Raw genomic sequence first — 16,169 nt, 5'->3', positions numbered from 1 at the left:
TTTTAACTCCATAAAATACTCTTATATAAAAATTCATTTTTAGCCAAAAAAGTAACTTTGGCAATATAGGGCAGAACTATATAGCCAAGAACTATAACAAAAGAAACTATCTTGCCCTTTACATAATTATAATGAAGCAAGTAGTACATAGGAAAAACCATAAAAAACACAACATAATAATAAAATCGTGTTGCAATTCCCAAACTAAGAGCTAATAAAAAAAACCAAAATGTTAATGTAAAAGCGAAAATCATAAAATGAAAATACTCACCAAATTCACTTGATGATTTTTTGTAAATTAAGTAAAAATAAAAAATTAAAGGTAAATAATAAAGCTTGGTTACAAATAATCGCAATGAATGCGACTCAGCGTAATCACCTTGAAGATAGTGTGCATAGTTTGGCAGAAATGAAATAACTAGTTCATTAACAACTGTTCCCAGCAATAAATAACATACCGAAGATAACAAAAATAAATAAGCCAAACTTCTATTAAATTTTTTATATAAAAAATAAATTGGCAATAAAATAAGAAGAAACCAAGCCGTGTTATGAAAAAAAGACACCAATCCCAATAGTATAATAGCCAAAATAAATCTTTTCTCATAAAGAAAGATGCTCAATAAAGGTAAAGCAGCAATGACAACATATTGCCTAAGACCATTTAATTGATTGTTATAAATATTTGTTACACAAATAAAGGCAATAAAAAATAACGCTATTATAAAACCTTTTTTCTTTATGCTTTTAAAGTAAATAAAAATTAAAACTGACTGAATAAATGAAATAGCTAAAAATATACTTTGTGTTGGTAGTTCAAGCCAATTTAAAAAAGTATTTAAATATGCAAACAAAAACTCACTTCTATTTATATAAAACTGATGTCTTGAAATATCCTCAAAAATATCAGAATAACTGAAATAATCAGTCCCCACCCCATACTGCAAACCAGCAACTAAAAAATAAAGTAAAAAGGCTGGAAACATTGCAATTAAAGAAGTCTTATACTTTTCAATTAGTGCAAAATAAAAAGAAATAAAAAAAAGGACTACTAAAAACATTGATGTATCTTATAATGGACTAATTTATTAAAACATATTTTCATAAAATTTATTTCTCTCATATACTTATTCTTTTTGCTCATTTTTATATTCCAGCCTGTGAATGAATACTTAAATCTACCATAACCACTGGAATGATACCAAATAAACAAGTTTTTGTTTATTTGTAACTGGCTTACTGTACTTAAAACCTTTTCGAGCATATCTAAAAGCTTTAATAAATTCTTTATTTCCTAATAGCCCTTTTGTATAGGTTATATAAGCTGACATTTTTCTTTGATTTAAATAATCAATACTGTAATAATTTAACCGCTCTGCTTTTTCTAAAAAAAACATTACTCGTTCAAAAAGTTTCGTTGGATTAGCTGGTCGAGAAAGTGAATTTGGACGAATATTTCTATAAAATCCAGCGGGAACACAACCTTTAACTCTTTTTTCAGTTTTTATTAGTCTAATTAAAATATCGTAATCTTCATTACACTTAAGCTTCTCATCAAAGCCATTTACTTGAATTAACGAACTCTTATTAAACAAAAAGAAAGGGGAACCACCAGGTATTCCTTCTCCTTGAATATCTAGTTTGTCTGCATCAGCTACTCCATCTATATCTGGAAAATTTTCTATTTCACCTGTTGAGCGAATTGCTGAACCATATACTCCAAAATAGCTTTCATCTAAATTTTCAATCAAATTGTATTTATCTAAAAGATTATTTGGCAACATTTTATCATCAACATCTAAAAAAGCGATATAATCGTAAATCGCTTTTTGAATACCTAAGTTTCTAGAACTTGAAGCACCTCCATTTTCTTTACGATAAAAACTAATGCTTACTCCCTTGTTATTTTCAATGAATCTATTTGTAATTGTTTCGGCTTCTGCTAAATCAGAGCCATCATCTATAACAATCAACTCACTAGGTAACAATGACTGAGCTAATACAGATTTGATTGCCTGATCAAGATATTCATAATCGTTGAATGTTGTAATAATAACCGAAATTGGTGCTTTATTTGATGATTTTTTTTCATTTTTCATAATTAGTTCAGTCCTTTATTTTTTATTGATAAAATATCATTTGTCTTTATTTTTCTCATCAAGCAAGAAGTGTTTTAACAAAAAACTCATTTTATATCCATACTCTTCTTTTTTTGCCAATTCTTTATAGATTTCTAAAGTATCATTATAAAAATTTTTAAATGGCTTTTCACCTGAAAACCCCATAATCCAACTACAAAAATGAAACACCACTTCAAAATATTGCCTATCTTCTTCTAGCCATTCTTTATGTTTTGCTAGATCAATTCTTTCAATGATTTTTTCTACATCAGGATTCCACCCTTTATCTTTATATATTGTATTTATAATATCTTGTATTTTTTCTTTAGAAAGTTTATCATTTGTTTTAGTGTTATTCTTTTTCTCATTTTGATAGAAAGCTTCTAGCTCTGAATACTCTTGAAATAATTCTTTAAGAACAGAATCCCTTGAAGCGTCTAGATAATATATATTTTCTTTTATATAAAATTTCATTTTCTCAACAAGTAGTTGTTTATATTTTTCTAAATTGGTATTAGATTTCAATAAAAAATCATTTAAATAGTATAAAAAACTTTTCAAGCTTACAGTTTTAACTATATCAATATTATTTGTGTTGAGTAAATTGTACATATCTTCATAAAACTTTTCATTAGTATATTTTAAACCATACATATAATTAAAATATATCTGATTTGCTTGTTCTGAAATATTTTTTTGCAATTCATATTGTCTTATCCAACTACTATATTCTTCTACATCTTCTTGAAATTTATCTAAATCTAAAAGGTGCTTCTTTGTAGCTATCTCGTATATAGCTTTGTATTCAGGCTTTACTTTAGCTATATCATCAAGATAGTTTAAATCTACTTTTTCTTTGATTGTATTCTTAAAAAGTTCTATCAATATACCATTCTTAATTTTTAAATCTATATTTTCATTTTCTAATATCTTTTCAAAGAGTTCTAATTTTAGTACAAGTTTTTTGATTAATCTTATATTAAATTTTTCATTTTTATCTTTTATTAAGTCAAATAACTTATGAATCAGCTCCCAGTTTATATAATCCTTTTGTATATTTTTTTCTTTTACAAATCCAATAATATCTTCTAAGTGTGGTTCATACCAAATAGTAACATCTATAATTTTTTCAGAATAATTATCAAAAATCTCTTGATTATTGGTTTGTAGAATACGATATGCTTCTTTAAATACTTCTTTTTTATCTTCTAATTCTTTTTTTAAGTATTTTTTGTGATTCTTTTCATCTTGGTCTTTTAACATATCATTATTGTTAATCAATACTACTTTGCAGTTTAGTTGTTCTTTTAGTTCAACTATAAAACCCATAACTTCTGAAATACTTAAATTTGGAGAAATTCTTTCAAAGTCATCTATACATATGATTATATCTTTGAAATCATTTTTATCAATAATGGAAATAAAAGCTGAAACATCTATTTCAAAATATTTTAAAACACTACTGTATTTTTTTAGTTTACTAGCTACTTTTGCTCTATCTGATATTTTTAATATTATCTTTTTCTTAATCTCATCTACACTATTTAATCCAAATAGAGAAATATTTACAAACTTGTCACCTTTTTCCTTTCTTTCAATATAATGGTTCCAAAAAAATGTTTTTCCAATTCCCCAATATCCTTGAAGTCCTATTACTAAACCTTCATCTCTATTTGTAAATAGTAGTTTATCTAGTTGTTCGATAAGTAATTTTAATTCTTTGCTTGTGTATGTCATCATTTGCTCATTTTGTTGTTTTTTTAAATATTTCAAGAGTATGCATTTTGTTATAATAACTTTCAAATTTAATTGCACTAAATATTAATTCCATAATTTAAAAACTCTTCCGAAATCTTTTGTTCTCTATTCAATATCTCTTTTACTTTCTTAAAATCAATTTTTTTCAATCTATCATTATTTAATTCATATTTATTTAATAATAATCTATCTTCAAGTTCAAGTAAACCAAGCAAAGATACAAATCTATCCATGCCTCTACCCTCATTTCCAATAACCAAAAAATCTTTTTCAAATATGATAGAAAAAACCATACCATGAAAAGAGTCTGTTACTACAAAATCTGCATTTGAAAAAGAAGCCAACCATTCAGGCACACTATAAGTAGTTTTTAGACTATTAAAACCTTTTAGATGATGAATATTGTCTATTTGTAAATTTTCTTTTACAAAATCTATAATCTCTCTTTTTTCATCTTCCTCATCAAGTACATAAGTAAGTAATCCACCTTTTGAAACTCTACTTGTATCATATTTTGAGATAATTTCATCTTTATAAAACTCTTTATTCATTAGCATTGTTGGATCTAACACATGCTTTGCATCACTAAAACCAAAACTATTTTTACAAATAGCTACTCCACTTTTTTCTCTTGTACTTACAGCTGTAAAATCTGATAAAAGTTTTGATATATCATCTATATCATCTTTTCCTTCCCAATAATCTTTTCCAAAAGAAGCAGCATATGCTATTTTTTTAGTTTTAGTTCCATCTACAAAATCTAAAAAATAACTTTTATAATATTTGTCATTTATATATGCCTTTCTCCAAACTTGGTCACTTCCTACAATCACTGCATCAAAGTTTTCTTTTTTTGCGAAATTTTCTAAATCTTGCTTTGTGTATAAATCTTGACTTATTTTAAATATTTCTCTTTCTATAAATGACCTATGAAAAGATTTTCTATTTTGCCATTCTTTTTTTATTTTGTGATTTGTTTTAATATTTTTTATATTATGAAATGGAATGTTTAAGAGTATATCTTTGACAATCTTTTTCCATGAAGCTTGATAAGAATCTTTATATATCAAAACAACATCATGCCCTTGATTATGTAAATATCTATACAAAGCAACTGCTTGTAAAATTCCCCCATAGTTTTCTGCTATTGGTAAAGTTAAGATTCCTATTTTTAATGCCATTTAACACCCTCTTTAACTACTCTTGCAGGATTTCCAACAACTATCGCACCAGATGGAACATCTTTTGTTACAATACTTCCAGCTCCTACAATCGCTCCATCTCCAATAGTAACGCCTTTTAAAATCATCGCTCTATTTCCTATCCAAACATTTTTACCTATAGTTATTGGTTTTGCTATTTTATAATCTGGCAACTCTATAGTGTGTCCATCATAATCTCTTATAACAACATCTCTAGCTATTGTTGCTCCTTTTCCAATAGTTATTTTACTAGCACAAGTTATCTCTACTCCTTCATTTATAAAGCCACCATTTATCTCTAAATGCCCATTTTTAATTACTCGTATATAAGAACCTGCATACATTGAAAATATACCATTAACTTTAAAAGTTGCATTTTCCTCAATTAGCAATCTTGTTTCAATTTTAGATGATTTAACCTGTTTTTCTCCCATAAGCAATATATTGTTGCAAATAAGTTTTGCATTTTTATGAAGTTCAATATGGCTATATTTATAAGGAATTACCCCTACTTTTCTTCTTTTTTGTACTTTTTTATCAAATAAATTTAGTTTTATAAGCCTATAAATATTTGTTGGCATAAATCCAACTTTACTTAAAAATGAAAATGCTTTTTTAAATCGACTTAATTTTCTCATAATTTTTCTTTTAAATGTTGGCATTGGAAAGTATTTCTTTGCTATTTCATCAAAAGGATATTTATCCAAATCTTCATAAAATCTATTTCTCAATTCCCAATCTACAACTCTAGGAGTATCATATAGTGCAGGATTACCTGGTTCTGCATCTTTTAGAGTAAACTCTTTTGAAACTATTGCATCACCTAAAGATTCATAATACTCTTTTCCTTTTTGGGAATTTACTATAATCAAAGATGTTCCTAAATCTTGATCCATAGATTTATCCACTTTTTCAATACCCCAAAAATCTGCAAGTGTAATATCAGCAGGTCTTGGAAAACCTCTCCACTCACAGCTAAAACAGGATTCCATAGTAAAAAGTTCAGTTTGTAAATACCCAACAAAAAATGGATCATGATATCTATCTGCTACATAAGACTTTCCATTTTCAAAATCAACTCTCATAGAAAATCTATGCCAACCTGTTGTTTTATCTTTTGCTTTTATTTTTTTTGATTTTGATTGATATTTATTTTCAAGCCACTCTATATATTTTTGAAAAACTTTTGTTGAGTTTACAGATTTACATATAAAATCACATGTTATTAAATTTTCATAATCTTTCTTTAAATAAGTATATAAACCAGATATTTGACAAGGAGCTCCACAAACTAAAACTTTATTTCCAGCTCTTAACTGTTTTTTTACTTCAGGAAAAAGTTCATCTGTTAAACTATATATATACTTAGAACTTCTTATCTCATCTAATTTACTTCTATCATCTGTAAGTATATGAGACACACTATTGTCATCATTATAAACAGCACCTCCTACATATCCATTTTGGTCAAACATCTTAAATGCAAGTTCTGAAAAAATACCACCAGAAGTACTATCTACTCTTACTTCATGATTTTTACTATATGAAGCATATACAAAAGGGTTTTCGAGTCTTTCTGGTTTTTGAACCTTCATTTCTAATTCAGGAATATATGGGCAAACTTTCTCACATTTGTCACAATCTATACAAGTTTCCATATTAACATTTGGATAAAAAAATCCTTGTCCATCCATATTCATTGTAATACATTCATCTATTGGACAACTTACAGTACAAGTATTACATCCATTACAAAGTGCTTTATCTGTTATATTTATCATATTCCCAAATCCCTTAAAACTTGTTTTGTAAACTCTTTTCTTCCTATTTTATTCATAAAGAATGAATTAAAATAATATTTTTCATCTTCAAATCTCTCATCTTTCCAATAGTTTAAAAATCTTACATTTTTTTCATTTGCTTTATTTATATAATCAATTATTTGTTCTTTAACAAATGTATCAGGGAAAAGATTTGAAAGCTCTTTTGTAACTGGGATGACAATCAAAACAGGTTCAAGTTTTTTTTCAAGACAAAAATCTATCATATCTTTTAAAATATCTATATTTTTATCAATACTTATCTTGTTTTCATCTGATAAATTTATATTTTCTAAATTATCTAATTTAAACTGTTTTTTCCAAGAATTCACCCAAAACAAAGCGTCTTTTTTTATCTCTTCTTTACTCATTGGATTTTTTTCAAGTTCTAATCTAGTATCAGGTTTTGTATCTTTAAGTATTCTTAGAATCTGTTTTTTTGCTGTAAAAACTGGATAATCTATGCAAAGTTTTTTTGTCAAGTTTGAATAGTTATCTATATAATTTGCTTCTAAAAAATTGTAATATTTATGATTAGAAGCATTGTTTTTAGAGCTTAATAAAAAAAATTTTAGAGGACAAACTGGTATTAAAACCCTGCATTTTGGCTTTAAATTGCTATAAAAACTTTTCAATACTCTAAAATCATAAGTAAAAGATTGAGGTCCAACTCCCCAATTCATTCCCGAAATATTTGAAGCACTATAATCAAAAGCAAATTTTGGTTGATTACTTCCTAAATTTACAATATCAAGATTCCTTGGAATATCTTTAAATTTATGAGTATCTATAAACTTATTTTTATAGAAATTTGTATTTTTGAATAGTTTATTTACAATTAAAATAAAAATTAAAAGTGCTATTAGTATAATTATATAACTCATATTAAAGTCTCCCCACCGTCACAAACTATAGTTTGACCAATGATATGATTTGTAGAATTACTAGATAAAAATATTACAATTTCAGATATTTCTTGTGGTGTTGCAACCCTTTTATCTAAACTAGAAAATGTATATGCATTATTTTGAATATTTATTCCATTTATTCCTGTTGCTGTTATTCCAGGTGCAACTGCATTTACTACTATTCCATATTTTATTAAATCTCTTGCTAGTCCTTGTGTTAGCCCTCTTACTCCCCATTTCGATATTCCATAAGCTTCTGCTCCACCTTGAATACTTCTTACTGAGCCAATATTTACTATTTTACCCTTGATTTCATTTTTTATAAAATATTCTGAAACTTTTTTTGAAGTAAAAAATAAACCTTTAAGATTTATATTCATTATCTCATCAAATATTTTTTCATCTGTATTAAAAAAATTATTTGGAGAATAAATACCTGAATTATTCACTAAAATATCAATTTTGCCCATCTTTTCAACTATATCATTTATTTTTTCTTCTATTATATTTGTATTTGAAATATCCCATTCAACTACTGTTAAATTTGAATGATTTATCTCATCTTTTATAGCATTTAATCTATCAATATTTCTTCCTGTAATAGTAACTTTTGCACCCATAGATAGAAACTTCTTTGCTGTTTCAAGTCCTATTCCACTTGTACCACCTGTAATTAATACATTTTTATCTGTAAACATTTTTTCATATATAATTTGTGAAACAGTTACTTGTATTGGTTTTGAACCCGTTTTTAAACAGATTAAAAAGTTTTTTATAAGCCTTAATAACTTTCTCATTTTTTTTCCTTTGATATTTTATTTTTTATTATTGTTTTTATTTTTATTTTTTCTTCTTTATTTAATGCTATGAAATAAGCCAAAATAAAGACTAGAAACATAGATATAGTTGTAATTAAAACTAACTTTAAGAATGAACTACTAAGCATATCATTCAAATAGTATATTGGTATAGTTGATAATATAGTAATGATTGCAACAGGTATTAATGTATTTTTAATAAGTCTTATTACTGAAACATTTATCCATTTTTTCAAATAATATAATTCTATTATAAAACATAATATTGTAGCTATTATAAATATAACAAGTGGCGAAATAATAGAATAGCCATTTTCAAGAAGTATATATGAAATTGGTAAAACCATCATCAATAATACACCTGCTGTAATATTTGTTTGTTTCATATTTCCTGTTGCATGAATTGCCATAACATAAGGTCTATTTAAGCTCATAATTAAAGTATGAACTATGATAATTTGACAAAATAAAACACTGTTTTCTGGAATCTCAATAAGCCATAAACCTAAAATATACTCTGTTTGTATTAAAACAGGAAGAGCCAAAATCCAAGTAAGCAAAAAGGCATATTTTGAATTTTGATAAAGTAAATCATTCATCTCATCTAACTTATTTTGGGCATATAGTTTTGTAATATGTGGAGTGATAGCTTGTTGAAATCCATTTGTTAGCTGTGTCAATCCACCACTTACTTGCATAGATATAGTTCTAGCAGCAACAGCAATTGGACCAAAAAATATATTTAATATTATATTTATACCTTGTGCTGAAAGTACCGAACCTAAAGTTCCAAAAATATTCCACCCAGAAAAGTAAATCATTGATTTTACTATCTCTTTATCAAAAGAGAGTTCAAAATGAGACTCTTCGTAATGTTTAATCACATAAGTTCTATATATAAAAGCAATAAATAGTGAAATACAAAACATCAAAATAGCATAAGTTATAAGTTTGTCATAAGAACTTATTAAGAGTAAATAGACAATAAACAGTTTTAGTATAGCATCAAGAATACTAATATATGCAAAAATATGCATTTTTTCGTGTGCTATTATAAGTGCATTATAAGGTACTTGCAAAACTGTAATCATAGTTGAAAATATAGCAAACTGATAAACCCAAAAAGCTGAATCTAATCTATTTTCAGGAATATTCATCTTTTCAAGTAAGAACCAAAGTCCAAAGGTTTCTCCTATGAATAAAATAATAAAAGCTAAAGCTATATGAATAAGCATTGCAGTTGAAAATGTTTGTTTTAGCTTTACTAAATCATTTTTTCCTATTTCAAAAGTTAAAAATCTTTGTGTTCCAGAGGTTAATGTTGAGTTTAGAAAAATCATAATAGCTACAAAACTGGCTACAAGATTGTAAAGCCCAAAATCTACTACTCCTAAAGTATCAAGCAATATTCTAATAGTATAAAAGCTTACAGCCATAACTATAATCATACGAAGATATAGAAATAATGTATTTTTTGCTATTCGTTTGTAGTTTTGGGTCATAATAGAATTATCCCCTTCTCGTATGCATTTTAACAGCCACTATAGTAAGCCAAATCAAAACAGAATAAGCTATTCCAAACAACAAACTCAAAAACTCCATACCATCTTTTAATAAACTTTTAAAAGGCAATATATTTTTTGCAATAGAGTTTAAAAAATTTGAAATAGCACTCAAAGTTTGATTTGCAGGTTCGTATATTTTATAAAGTAGATTATTTTCATAACCAAGCAAAATAAAATAATGCAAAATAGATAGAACTACAATTAAAAAAATAGGCTTTATATAGTTTTGTCCAAAATCAGATATAAAATAATTTGTATAAAAAACTATCTTTTCTTGAAAATGATTTTTCCAACTTTTGTTTTGCAGTTCTTCTTTGTATTTTGTCATCTCATTTGAAAAATATTTATTTCCCTCTATTGTATTTCCTATTTTTTCAAATGAGTGTTTTACTATTCTTATAGTTTCTCTATTTGTATGTTTTAACTCAATACTGCTTTTTAAAAAGTTTGGTGTCTCTTTTAGATTTGTATTTTCAAGATTTAATCCACTATAAAATATAGTATTTCTAAAATTAACAAAATTTAAAAATGTAGCATAAGTAAAGTTTGCTATATGTTTTTCATCTATTATATTTTTACTACCAAACTCACACTTTTCAAATCCCACAAAATCATCAAAAATACTTTTGAATACTCTAAATTCTTCAAATTTTGAAGAATAAAAATCTGTGAGTTTTTTGAAATTTGAGTTGTCTATTTCTAACATTTTTATATAGTTTTCTTTAAATTCAAATTTATTTTTAAATATTGTATTTTTAATAGTAAATTTGTCTATTTTAAATCTATTGAGTATCACTTTACTATTAAAAACACAATTTTCTAATCTTACTTCTTCTATCTTTAGCTTTTCTTCTAAATAATTTCCTTGAGCTGTACTAAATAACAATCCATCAAATTTAACATTTCGTAAATTTAAACTTTTTTCAAATTTACAAGTATAGTCAAATTGATTTGATTTAATTTTATAATATTTTTTATTTTCATCTGGAGAGTAATTTGAAATTTCATCTTTAAATATACAGGTTTGATATATCACATCATCTATATTTTCTAAAACATTATAATCTTTTAAGCTCCATCTTCTATGAAAAGTACAATCTTGAAAAAATAGTTCCGTGCCTTTTAAGTCCAATGAAGATAAATAAAACTCACAATAATCAAAATGAATTTGCCCAAAAAGATTTAAGATTTTTTGATAATCAAATCTATCTCTACTATCTCTTTTTGGAAAATGTATGTTTGAGAAATAAATTTGTGATAATTTTAATTTAAAATAGATTTTTCTATTTGTATCATCATAATCTAAATCTTCTATTTTTGGAAAATAATCTTTATCTAAATACTTTTTTATATCATCTCTTGAAAGTTGTTTATCAATTTCTTTATCTAAGAAATCACTATCTTTAAAAATTTCATTTAAAGTGTACTCTTTTAACTCTTTATAAAATTCAGATAAAAGCCCACTACTTCTATCATTTTGATAATCATTTTTAGAGCAATGCAATACACATTTTTCTAAAGTTTTGTATGGTTTTAAATTACAATTTTGATGTGAGCACATATTATTGCTCATATTTATAAGTTTTTTCTAATTCAGCCTGAAGCTCTTCATATTCAGCTTTTTTTCTTTTTATAAATAGTTTTGTAAGATTGATTTTTTCTTTTATTCTAGTAGTTTTGTCTAGTCTTCTTAATATCTTTAAATCCAACTCTTGCAAATTCTTGTTTCCCTAATATGTAGTTTTATTAATCTTCTATTAATATTCAAAGTATGAATTCTATAAAAATTTAACTTAAGTTTGTATTTTACATAGAGTGCAAATACTTTAAAAGCTAGTATTAAAAATTTTAAAAACTAAAATTTAAAAAACATTTTGCAAAGCTTTGATATAATCAAAACTTATTATAAAAAAAGGTTTTAAATGCAAGTAATTATTACTATAGCTATTTTACTAGTAATTGCAACGATTGTAATATATAAAGTAAATGAAAAATTTGAAAAAAAGGAGTTTTATATACTTCTTGTAACTATTTTTATAGCTACTTGTGGATTTTTGTACTATGAATATAAAAGTGAAAATCTTCTTCCAAATATGTTTAAACAAAAATATGAACAAGAGTATAAAAACAACATAAAAAGCCTAGATTATGAGCTTTTAAACAATAAAGTTGTAAGCAGCAAAGATAAATTCATCTACAAATTTACATATACAGTTTTAAAAGAAGAGAGTGAATTTTTATGTACTTTAAACAATGTTGAGATAAATAAAATTAAAAATGAGTATATTTTTGTGAATTTCTCAAATCTTAAAGAAGAGTGTTTTAAAAAGTGAAAAAAGCAACAAAACAAGATATAGAGATAATAAAACAAGCATTTATTGAAAACTACTCAAATGCTGAAACAGAACTAAACTATAAAAATGATTATGAACTTTTAATAGCTATTATTTTATCAGCTCAATGTACAGATAAAAGAGTAAATATTATAACTCCTGCACTCTTTGAAAAGTATCCAGATGTTTTTAGCTTAAGCCTTGCAAATCTTGATGATGTAAAAAAACTAATCAACTCTTGCTCTTTTTTCAACAACAAAGCCCAAAATATTATAAAAATGGCTCAAAGTGTTGTTGAAAACTATGATGGAGAAATTCCACATAATCAAAAAGAGCTTATGAAACTTGCAGGTGTTGGAAATAAAACTGCAAATGTTTTTATGATTGAGTTCAAACAAGAAAACCTTATGGCTGTTGATACTCATGTTTTTAGAGTTTCTCATAGATTAGGGCTTAGTGATGCAAAAAATGTAACTTTAACTGAAGCTGATTTAGTAAAAAAACTAAAAGGTGATGATTTACATATTTTTCATCAAGCTATGGTTTTGTTTGGAAGATATATTTGCAAAGCCATAAAACCTGAGTGTGATAAGTGCTATTTTCCGCAAGTTTGCAAAACTAAGCAGAGTTTTAAACCTGCTTAATTCTTATAGATTAGAAGTTTTAAAGATAAATATTTTTTAAAACTTCTTCAATTCCATCCAAATCTATCTGCTCTTTTTTTAGATAGTTTTTTGCATACTTCAAATATATTTCTTCTTCTATAAAAAGTCTAAAAACATCTTCATCTATATGTCTCATATTCTTTATCTATTATTTTTTGATTTTCATCTATTAACTCTTTTATTGGTTCTATTAATAGATTTATCAAATATACTACAAATGGCAACATTAGTATGAAAAATACAACAGTTGCAACTAAACCAAAAATTATTTTTTCTTCAAACTCTTTAAATGATTCACTTTTTGGAGTAAGGAAATAAGTTATACCCAATGATTTAATATTATCAAACAAATATGGAACTGTTTTTACAATTTGGCTATTATTTATTGCTAATTTATACCAAGGTCTAAGTGCAGGATTGTAAGTAAAATTTTCTAATATCTCTTGTCTTAAGAGCTTAAAATCTTTATCCAAATACTCTTCATATCAAACTCTTTTTCCATCTTTATTTATAATTTTAACTACCAGCCAAGTCTCATTTTCTCTTGCTTTTAAGTCATTATTGATATTTTTGTCTATATCTATATTTATAACTTCAAAAAAATCTCCATTTTTATAACCATAATAAAGTGCTAGTGAAAAAGGATTATTCTCCATAAAAATAGCCATTTTTTTTGTGCTTGGATGTAGTTTACCTTGCTTGAGTACTATTTTTTCTTCATCAAAAAGCTCTATTAAATTAATACCATTTTTTACTCTATCTTCAATAACTTTTAATCTAACAGCTATATTTTGTGATACCTTTTCGATTACAGATTTTGTTGATTCTTCAATAATTTTCTTTTAAAAATAATATTGTGTCAAAAGAGTTAAAGAGAGAAATAATAAAACAGTAATTGTAAAAATAATAAAAACTGCTTGTTTTATGCTTATCTTAAAATTTTTCATTTTATACTCCCCCTTTTATTTTAAATATATTTTATTATATCCAAAAAAATAATTTTACATATCCTTATATTTTGCTATCTCATCTCTAAGTCTTATTGCCTCTTCAAAATTCAAATCACTTGCAGCTTTTTTCATCTGTTTATTTAGTTCGATTAAGATTTTCTTTCTCTCACTACTTGGCATTTTTTCAAGTCGCTGTTTTTTTAGTGCAACTGTATCGTACTCTTCAACTTTTAGGTTTTGGTCTAGTTTTCTTTTTGTTGATATTGGAGTTATGTTATGAAGAGTATTAAACTCTTCTTGAAGTTTTCTTCTTCTATTTGTTTCATCTATTGCAAACTGCATAGAAGCTGTGATTTTTTTGGCAAATAAAATCACTCTTCCATTTTCATTTCTTGCTGCTCTTCCAATAGTTTGTATTAGTGAAGTTTTGCTTCGTAAAAACCCCTCTTTATCAGCATCAAGTATTGCCACCAAAGAAGTTTCAGGAATATCAAGCCCTTCTCTAAGAAGATTTATTCCTATTAATACATCAAAAGTTCCAAGTCGCAGTTCTCGTATAATCTGATTTCTTTCAATTGCATCTATTTCAGAATGCATATATTTTACTTTTATTCCTAAATCTGCATAATAAGTTGCCAACTCTTCTGCCATCTTTTTTGTTAAAACAGTTACCAAAACTCTTTGATTAAGTGCTACAACTTTTTTTATCTCATCGTGAAGTTTTTCAACTTGAAATTCACTATCTATAATGTCAATTATTGGATCAAGAAGTCCAGTTGGTCGAATAATTTGCTCTGCAACAACAGAACTAAGTTCAAGTTCTAACTCATTTGGAGTTGCACTTACAAAAACATAATTGGGAGCTTTTTTTATAAATTCTTCAAATTTAAGTGGTCTATTATCCAAAGCACTTGGAAGTCTAAATCCATACTCCACTAAAACCTCTTTTCTACTTCTATCAGCTACATGCATTCCTCTAAATTGACTTAAAGATACATGCGATTCATCAACAACAAGTAAAAAATCTTTGTCCATTTGTGCAAAATAATCAAGTAAAGAATACGGAGTTTCTCCTGGTTTTAGTCCTGTTAAATGTCTTGCATAATTTTCAATTCCCTTACACATTCCAGTTGCTTCAATCATCTCTAAATCAAACTCAACTCTTTGTTTTAGCCTTTGATATTCGACCAATTTTTGCTCTTTTTGATAGAAATTTAGCCTATCTTCAAGTTCTTCTTCTATTTGTTTTACAGCTCGTGCTAGATTTTCAGAAGTTACAACAAAGGGATTAACAGAATAAATAATAATCTCTTTTAACTCTTTTATCTTTTCATTTGTCAAATATTCGTGTTTTGAAATAGTTTCAACCTCATCACCAAAAAATTCAACTCTTATAAACTCATCTTCATAATAAGCGGGGAAAATATCGATTACATCGCCATTTACTCTAAAATCAGCTCTATCAAAAAACTTATCATTTCTTTTGTAGCCCATCTCTATAAGTTTTAGCAAAAATGTTTTTTGATTATATTCAAACCCCACTTCTATTCTTTGAACCATGGCTTTGTATTCTGCTGGATTTCCCAAACCATAGTTTGCTGAAACAGAAGCGATTACAATAACATCATCAAAAGATAAAAGTGATGCAGTAGCACTAAGACGAAGTCGCTCTAATTCATCATTTATAGAGCTATCTTTTTCTATAAACAGATCGCTTCTTGGAATATAGGCTTCTGGCTGATAGTAGTCGTAGTAAGAGATGAAATATTCAACATGATTGTTTGGGAAAAATTGTTTAAATTCGCTATAAAGCTGGGCTGCCAAAGTTTTGTTGTGAGTCATAATTAAAGTTGGTTTTTGCACCTTTTCAATAACTTTTGCAATAGTATAAGTTTTTCCGCTTCCAGTTACTCCCAATAAAGTGTTATATTGATTTCCTTTTTCTATGCTATCACTTAAAGCTTTTATAGCTTTTGGCTGATCTCCTGCTGGAGAATAATCACTTACTACTTCAAATTTTGCCAAATTTT

The 16,169-nt window shown here is 26.2% G+C and carries 16 protein-coding genes; 2 read left to right on the top strand and 14 right to left on the bottom strand.

Features of this window, described 5'->3' with window-relative positions:
- Positions 1–2 precede the first annotated feature (2 nt).
- The 10 genes from IQC44_RS06500 to IQC44_RS06455 all read right to left on the bottom strand — a co-directional run bounded on the left by IQC44_RS06500 (position 3) and on the right by IQC44_RS06455 (position 11,909).
- Positions 3–1,061, bottom strand: a complete 1,059-nt coding sequence (locus tag IQC44_RS06500; RefSeq protein WP_198305536.1) for an EpsG family protein — start codon at positions 1,059–1,061, stop codon at positions 3–5.
- 117 nt (positions 1,062–1,178) lie between these two features.
- A complete protein-coding gene (locus IQC44_RS06495) occupies positions 1,179–2,099 on the bottom strand; it encodes a glycosyltransferase family 2 protein (protein ID WP_198305535.1) in 921 nt (306 codons plus the stop codon).
- A 36-nt stretch (positions 2,100–2,135) separates the two neighbouring features.
- Positions 2,136–3,857 carry a P-loop NTPase fold protein gene (locus IQC44_RS06490; protein WP_198305534.1) on the bottom strand — a complete coding sequence of 574 codons (1,722 nt, stop codon included), beginning with the start codon at positions 3,855–3,857 and terminating at the stop codon, positions 2,136–2,138.
- Between the two features lie 77 nt (positions 3,858–3,934).
- A complete protein-coding gene (locus IQC44_RS06485; protein WP_198305533.1) occupies positions 3,935–5,059 on the bottom strand; it encodes a polysaccharide pyruvyl transferase family protein in 1,125 nt (374 codons plus the stop codon).
- Positions 5,050–6,861, bottom strand: a complete 1,812-nt coding sequence (locus IQC44_RS11735; RefSeq protein ID WP_198305532.1) for a Coenzyme F420 hydrogenase/dehydrogenase, beta subunit C-terminal domain — start codon at positions 6,859–6,861, stop codon at positions 5,050–5,052. The genes IQC44_RS06485 and IQC44_RS11735 overlap by 10 nt, the downstream gene beginning before the upstream one ends.
- Entirely contained in the window at positions 6,858–7,784 is a 927-nt protein-coding gene (locus IQC44_RS06475) for a hypothetical protein (RefSeq protein ID WP_198305531.1), read from the bottom strand. The genes IQC44_RS11735 and IQC44_RS06475 overlap by 4 nt, the downstream gene beginning before the upstream one ends.
- Complete coding sequence (locus tag IQC44_RS06470; RefSeq protein WP_198305530.1) at positions 7,781–8,605, bottom strand: SDR family NAD(P)-dependent oxidoreductase; 825 nt, start codon at positions 8,603–8,605, stop codon at positions 7,781–7,783. The genes IQC44_RS06475 and IQC44_RS06470 overlap by 4 nt, the downstream gene beginning before the upstream one ends.
- A complete protein-coding gene (locus IQC44_RS06465; RefSeq protein ID WP_228286271.1) occupies positions 8,602–10,128 on the bottom strand; it encodes an MATE family efflux transporter in 1,527 nt (508 codons plus the stop codon). Before IQC44_RS06465 ends, IQC44_RS06470 begins: the two co-directional genes overlap by 4 nt.
- 7 nt (positions 10,129–10,135) lie before the next feature.
- Positions 10,136–11,764, bottom strand: coding sequence for a hypothetical protein (locus IQC44_RS06460; RefSeq protein WP_198305528.1), 1,629 nt, complete (start codon positions 11,762–11,764; stop codon positions 10,136–10,138).
- Positions 11,754–11,909, bottom strand: a complete 156-nt coding sequence (locus tag IQC44_RS06455) for a helix-turn-helix domain-containing protein (RefSeq protein ID WP_198305527.1) — start codon at positions 11,907–11,909, stop codon at positions 11,754–11,756. The genes IQC44_RS06460 and IQC44_RS06455 overlap by 11 nt, the downstream gene beginning before the upstream one ends.
- Positions 11,910–12,113: 204 nt before the next feature.
- On the opposite strand from IQC44_RS06455, the gene IQC44_RS06450 reads away from it, so the two are divergent.
- Together IQC44_RS06450 and nth are read left to right on the top strand one after the other, a co-directional pair.
- Positions 12,114–12,524 (top strand): hypothetical protein, encoded by a 411-nt coding sequence (locus IQC44_RS06450; protein ID WP_198305526.1) that lies wholly within the window; start codon positions 12,114–12,116, stop codon positions 12,522–12,524.
- A complete protein-coding gene (gene nth / locus IQC44_RS06445) occupies positions 12,521–13,168 on the top strand; it encodes an endonuclease III (RefSeq protein ID WP_198305525.1) in 648 nt (215 codons plus the stop codon). The genes IQC44_RS06450 and nth overlap by 4 nt, the downstream gene beginning before the upstream one ends.
- Before the next feature lie 19 nt (positions 13,169–13,187).
- On the opposite strand, the gene IQC44_RS06440 is transcribed toward nth, so the two are convergent.
- The 4 genes from IQC44_RS06440 to uvrB form a co-directional block, all read right to left on the bottom strand.
- The gene (locus tag IQC44_RS06440; protein ID WP_198305524.1) at positions 13,188–13,325 is read right to left on the bottom strand and encodes a hypothetical protein; all 138 of its coding nucleotides are present in this window, start codon (positions 13,323–13,325) and stop codon (positions 13,188–13,190) included.
- Entirely contained in the window at positions 13,309–13,662 is a 354-nt protein-coding gene (locus tag IQC44_RS06435; RefSeq protein WP_198305523.1) for a hypothetical protein, read from the bottom strand. Before IQC44_RS06435 ends, IQC44_RS06440 begins: the two co-directional genes overlap by 17 nt.
- 12 nt (positions 13,663–13,674) lie before the next feature.
- Positions 13,675–13,857 (bottom strand): hypothetical protein, encoded by a 183-nt coding sequence (locus IQC44_RS06430; RefSeq protein ID WP_198305522.1) that lies wholly within the window; start codon positions 13,855–13,857, stop codon positions 13,675–13,677.
- Positions 13,858–14,190: 333 nt separating this feature from the next.
- Positions 14,191–16,164 (bottom strand): excinuclease ABC subunit UvrB, encoded by a 1,974-nt coding sequence (gene uvrB, locus IQC44_RS06425; protein WP_198305521.1) that lies wholly within the window; start codon positions 16,162–16,164, stop codon positions 14,191–14,193.
- Positions 16,165–16,169: the final 5 nt, after the last annotated feature.

Origin of the sequence: Arcobacter vandammei, assembly GCF_016106035.1 — a bacterium.
GTDB lineage: Bacteria > Campylobacterota > Campylobacteria > Campylobacterales > Arcobacteraceae > Aliarcobacter > Aliarcobacter vandammei.
The sequence above is the reverse complement of the archived record's forward strand: the minus strand, read 5'-3'. Positions and strand labels throughout refer to the sequence as shown.

Bases quoted from the DNA above. Each gene is read 5' to 3' on its own strand.
- IQC44_RS06500 (WP_198305536.1), bottom strand. From the start codon at position 1,061: ATGTTTTTAGTAGTCCTTTTTTTTATTTCTTTTTATTTTGCACTAATT.
- IQC44_RS06495 (WP_198305535.1), bottom strand. From the start codon at position 2,099: ATGAAAAATGAAAAAAAATCATCAAATAAAGCACCAATTTCGGTTATT.
- IQC44_RS06490 (WP_198305534.1), bottom strand. From the start codon at position 3,857: ATGACATACACAAGCAAAGAATTAAAATTACTTATCGAACAACTAGAT.
- IQC44_RS06485 (WP_198305533.1), bottom strand. From the start codon at position 5,059: ATGGCATTAAAAATAGGAATCTTAACTTTACCAATAGCAGAAAACTAT.
- IQC44_RS11735 (WP_198305532.1), bottom strand. From the start codon at position 6,861: ATGATAAATATAACAGATAAAGCACTTTGTAATGGATGTAATACTTGT.
- IQC44_RS06475 (WP_198305531.1), bottom strand. From the start codon at position 7,784: ATGAGTTATATAATTATACTAATAGCACTTTTAATTTTTATTTTAATT.
- IQC44_RS06470 (WP_198305530.1), bottom strand. From the start codon at position 8,605: ATGAGAAAGTTATTAAGGCTTATAAAAAACTTTTTAATCTGTTTAAAA.
- IQC44_RS06465 (WP_228286271.1), bottom strand. From the start codon at position 10,128: ATGACCCAAAACTACAAACGAATAGCAAAAAATACATTATTTCTATAT.
- IQC44_RS06460 (WP_198305528.1), bottom strand. From the start codon at position 11,764: ATGAGCAATAATATGTGCTCACATCAAAATTGTAATTTAAAACCATAC.
- IQC44_RS06450 (WP_198305526.1), top strand. From the start codon at position 12,114: ATGCAAGTAATTATTACTATAGCTATTTTACTAGTAATTGCAACGATT.
- IQC44_RS06440 (WP_198305524.1), bottom strand. From the start codon at position 13,325: ATGAGACATATAGATGAAGATGTTTTTAGACTTTTTATAGAAGAAGAA.
- IQC44_RS06430 (WP_198305522.1), bottom strand. From the start codon at position 13,857: ATGGCTATTTTTATGGAGAATAATCCTTTTTCACTAGCACTTTATTAT.